General features: G+C 46.3%; 2 protein-coding genes and 1 pseudogene. 1 reads left to right on the forward strand and 2 read right to left on the reverse strand.

Annotation, left to right across the window (positions count from 1 at the left end; translation table 11 throughout):
* Both ACUVJL_RS19170 and ACUVJL_RS19175 read right to left on the reverse strand, forming a co-directional pair.
* A partial coding sequence (locus ACUVJL_RS19170) for an HsdM family class I SAM-dependent methyltransferase (RefSeq protein WP_445247290.1) occupies positions 1-1557 on the reverse strand: 1557 nt, incomplete at its 3' end.
* Positions 1558-1756: 199 nt separating this feature from the next.
* On the reverse strand, positions 1757-2014 hold the full coding sequence (locus ACUVJL_RS19175) for a type II toxin-antitoxin system ParD family antitoxin (protein ID WP_445247291.1): 258 nt from the start codon (positions 2012-2014) through the stop codon (positions 1757-1759).
* 479 nt (positions 2015-2493) lie between these two features.
* On the opposite strand from ACUVJL_RS19175, the pseudogene ACUVJL_RS19180 reads away from it, so the two are divergent.
* Positions 2494-2625, forward strand: a pseudogene (locus ACUVJL_RS19180) (hypothetical protein); the annotation flags it as partial.

Below are 2625 nucleotides of genomic sequence, written 5' to 3' on the forward strand. Positions count from 1 at the left end.
CAACGAACCAAACCGCTCCGAGTCATACTCCGTAATCGTAAATTCGGTTAACGTCCGTTCCCCGTTTTCCAACTTCAGCGGCGACAACTTCAGACTGGTTTTGCCCTCCTTGAGACGACTGGCGAAAGTCCTGCCTTGCTCATCCACATTCGTGAGCCTAATTGCCTGCTTATTGAAATAGAAAAACTCTTTATCAAACACTCGTGCATAATCGTTATCCACGAATCGAGCCAGAGCTTCCACAATCTCTAAGCGGCTGGCTGCATCCACCTCTTTTCGCTTCGATCCCTTGCTCTTTTTCAGTGGCTTAAATTTCTCGCTGGCATTAATCAACATCACGCGATCGCGACGATTGACGGGTTTATTCTTGTTCAGCACCCAGAGATAGGTGTAAATGCCCGTATTAAAAAACTCATCTGTCGGCAACTGAATCACTGCTTCCACAATGTCGGAATCCAGCATCCATTTCCGAATATTGCTTTCTGCCGAACCTGCATCGCCACTAAACAGCGTCGAGCCATTATGAACCACAACTCCCATACCTAGCCCATTCAGCTTCGAGATCAAATGCTGCATAAACAGCAACTGGCCATCTGAAATAGCTGGCAGATATTTAAACCGCCCAGTTTTGTCGTTCTCAACGTCTTTCTTAAACCCTTTCCAGTCCACTCCATAAGGTGGATTGGCAATCACCACATCAAATTCATCGTTATAAAACTTGTCATCTGTGAGCGTGTTACCGTGCTCAATCTTAGAATCTACTCGAAACCGACTTTCAATCTTGGCTAAGGCGTAAAGCGCATCATTCCAGTCTTGCCCAAAGGTTTGGGTGAGTCGCTTCACCTTGGCGTTAATCCGATCTTCCACCCCAAAGAGCAAATTACCGCCACCACAGGTGCAGTCATAAATTTTCAACAGGCGATCCGAATCGTCAATCTTAGAGGCGATAATCTCAGCAATCAGCCCAATCACATCATCTGGTGTGAACTGTTCCCCGGCTGTCTCTGCTGAAATGTCTGCCCAACGACGTTTGATGTGTTCTTCTAGCGTGGTAATTGCCGAGTTATCAAAGGGTTTGAGGTCAATGCCACTCCATTCCTTCGTATAGCCCAACAGCACCTTTTTCGCTTTGAGCTTAGCAATAATGCCTTTAATATCAAGAAACTTCTCCCCCTCGGAAGCATCTACTCCCAACAAATCTTTCGTTTCCGGGTCAAAGCCGTGTAGGTATGCCTCAAAATCAATATCAAAGGATTTATCGTTCTGGCAAATATCCTTTAAAGTTTGGTTTTTCTCAAAAATATAGCCGTTGTAGCCCTGTCCTTTATCCTGTATTAGCTCGATTAAATCTTCTTGAGAAATATCCTCTAACGCTTCTTCACCAATTTCTGCCTTCAGTTGATCAAACATCCTGACCAAACGGCTTTCAATCATCACCAGGGCAAAAAACGGCATCATGTATGATGGCCATTCCGACTCTTTAATGCCACAGCCTCGCAGCAGATCTGCCGTTGCCCAGATTTTAGATTCGTATTGGAGAATGTTTTGACTTATCATGCAGCAAATTTATCTTTTGGGCTCATTTTTGTTGTTAATGGTCAATAAAATTTAGATTTTAGATTGCAGTTTGCCCTTAACGTGTTCTAAAAATTCGTCAGCTTGATCGAGACTGTCCAGAAGGCGATGTATTTTCAAATATCCAACTTTCTCGTATTCCGCGCGTGGGTGTTTCAGGACGATCGAAGATAAACATTCATTACTGAGGTTGTCTCGGCCGACGACGCTGCCGCGCTTTTGCCTTGATTGCTGGCATATCCAGGGGAGTTGCCTCACCGCTAACTAACCCTGCATGAATGTCTGGTCGCAATTCCTGTAAGCGAGTTTGCTGAAATTGCTCTCGTTCTCTCAGCAGGCGCAACCCTTCACGGATAACTTCGCTGGCCGAATAATATAATCCGCTTGACACTTTTTCTTGGACATACTGCTCTAGCTCCGGTGTCAAAGACACGTTCATGCCTGAGTCCTCCTGTAAGTTGCGCTATCCCATCCTCTCATTAATAACAGCGAATAGCAATTGTTGTTATCACTGTAATAAAAACTCGCTCTTGTGTGCCAGCGAGTTGCCGACCCGCCTCAAGAAATCCCTAATATAAGCCAGTAAAAACATTCAAAACCTAGAGTCAAGCATTTCGGTAACGGCTTGTTGGTCGCAGCCCCCGTTGTTTCGTCTCAAAGCATTACCCCACAGCAGCCGAAGCAAAGCATAATCGTGCTTACCCAACCAATTTGTGCGATCGCGCTGTATGACGGTCAGCGAAGGAACGGGCTAATTTGGTCCAGTCCCGTCTTGAACCAAGTAGCGGATTCTAGATTCTAAGCTCGCCCGAAGTGAGCTGGACTACCACGTAAACCTCAAACCAATGCAGCAATGCAGTAAGTGCGGCTTCCGAGCGGTGTCGTCGGGTCGATCGCGCACTTAGCGAGCTTAAAACGCTTGGCGGACATTCCGGCGATGTCTGGGCACTTGCCATCACGCCGGATGGACTTAAAGCAATTTCTGCCTCGTCCGACCAAACACTAAAGCTGTGGGATGAGAGAAAGTGGGGAGGCGATCGCTACTTTCAT

Origin of the sequence: Microcoleus sp. OTE_8_concoct_300, assembly GCF_031383065.1 — a bacterium.
In the GTDB taxonomy this organism is placed as follows: domain Bacteria; phylum Cyanobacteriota; class Cyanobacteriia; order Cyanobacteriales; family Microcoleaceae; genus Microcoleus.